The sequence below is a fragment of the Nocardia sp. bgisy118 genome (assembly GCF_057708605.1).
The window spans coordinates 1-1,461 of the sequence record NZ_JBYISM010000074.1 but is presented as its reverse complement, the minus strand read 5'-3'; the positions used below and the strand labels follow the sequence as shown (position 1 = coordinate 1,461).

At 64.8% G+C, this 1,461-nt stretch carries 4 protein-coding genes; 1 reads left to right on the top strand and 3 read right to left on the bottom strand.

Annotated elements, in window-relative coordinates; all coding sequences use genetic code 11:
- Positions 1-313: His/Gly/Thr/Pro-type tRNA ligase C-terminal domain-containing protein (locus tag AC3EO7_RS37765; RefSeq protein ID WP_435593877.1), on the top strand; the 313-nt coding region annotated here is incomplete at its 5' end.
- A gap of 95 nt (positions 314-408) precedes the next feature.
- Here AC3EO7_RS37765 and AC3EO7_RS37760 read toward each other — a convergent pair.
- The 3 genes from AC3EO7_RS37760 to AC3EO7_RS37750 form a co-directional block, all read right to left on the bottom strand.
- The gene (locus tag AC3EO7_RS37760; RefSeq protein WP_435593876.1) at positions 409-846 is read right to left on the bottom strand and encodes a hypothetical protein; all 438 of its coding nucleotides are present in this window, start codon (positions 844-846) and stop codon (positions 409-411) included.
- Positions 843-1,289 (bottom strand): ankyrin repeat domain-containing protein, encoded by a 447-nt coding sequence (locus AC3EO7_RS37755; protein ID WP_435593875.1) that lies wholly within the window; start codon positions 1,287-1,289, stop codon positions 843-845. The genes AC3EO7_RS37760 and AC3EO7_RS37755 overlap by 4 nt, the downstream gene beginning before the upstream one ends.
- A 15-nt stretch (positions 1,290-1,304) precedes the next feature.
- On the bottom strand, positions 1,305-1,461 hold a 157-nt coding region (locus AC3EO7_RS37750; protein ID WP_435593874.1), incomplete at its 5' end, for a GH-E family nuclease.

Here is a 1,461-nt window from a genome sequence, read left to right as displayed (position 1 = left end):
TTTCTCCAAGCTGGTCAGCGAGGGCATGCTCGACAACACCCGCAAATGCCCCACCGACGTCTTGGTCGTCGTCCCCTCCGACGAACGCTACGTCGACGCGCTGGCCACCGCCGCCCAGCTGCGCCAGCGCGGATTCAAAACCGAGGTGTATCACCAGGCCGACAAGCTCGCCAAACAACTCCGCTACGCGTCCCGCAAGGCGATCCCATTCGTGTGGCTGCCGCCCGTCGACAACGAAGGCCGCCACGAGGTCAAGGACTTGGAGAACGGCGCGCAGGTTGCCGCCGACCCGGCCACTTGGCAGCGCCCCTGACAGGCCGTGCATCGCGCGACCGTGTCAGGCCCGAGGTCGATGCCGCCGTGACGACGAACTGGCTTGCCTCCACTGCCAGCATGGGAGGCGAGATCCTATCTTGCATTCCATCCTTCGCGGTTGCGTTGTTCGAAGTAGGCATCGTCGGCGGCTTGGATCTCTTTTTCGGACATCGGCCGAGGATCGGCTGGGCTGGGTGTGGGCGTGGGTTCGCTGCGTAGTTGTTCGGCTGCGTGGCGGATGCGTGGGTCGGCTGTCTGCAGGAGCCGGTCGGTCTTGGCTGTGGCGTCGGCTCGGGCGCGGCGGTGGGTGTCGGTGATCGCTTTGGCCAGTTGGGTGTTGGTCCAGCGCATCGCGCCCGGCGTGATTCGTAGGTCGGTGATGGTGCCGTGAGCGTCGACCTCTACAGCGAGTCCGGGTATCTGCGATCTTCCCCGTACGGCCGCCACAGCTTTCCCGAGTTGGGCTGTGTTCCGGCGTATTTCGGTGAGGTTGGCTTCGAGTTGGCGCTCCCACTCGACGATGTCCGTCATGACGGTTCGTCGTCGAGCAGGTCGGTGAAGACGGCGCGGATGTCGGGTTTGTTGGTGATCATGCGGATGTAGGACAGGGGTGTGTTGCCGCGGGCGTTGGCGAGCAGTGGGTCTGCGCCGCGGTCACGCAGCAGCTGCACGACCGCCACGGTGCTCCACGGGCTGCGCAACGCGTAGAACAGGGGCGTATCACCTTGATTGTCTTGAGCGTTGACCTCGGCGCCAGCGTCCAGCAGTACGCGTACGGTGTCGAGGCCGTCGTATTGGGCCGCGCCGTGCAGGGGTGTGACTGCGTCGTTGTCGCGGTCGTTGGGGTCCAGGCCGGAGGCCAGCAATTCGGCGACGCGGGCGTGTTTGTTGCCTTCGATATCGGCGGCTGCGTAGTGCAGTTCGGTGCGGCCTTCGCGGTCGCGGGAGACGGCGGGTTGCTTCTTCTTCCACATCGGCCGTGGTCCTTCCTATCGCGGGGCTTCGAACAGGTGGCGGGAGTTACCGGGGGCGTCTTCGATTCGATAGAATCTCGGGTTGTTGACGTAGTCGCAGAACTCCTTCCAGGTCATCCCTTCCCGTAGGGCGTGCTCGCGCATCCGCCAGAATTCGTGACCGTACTGGTGG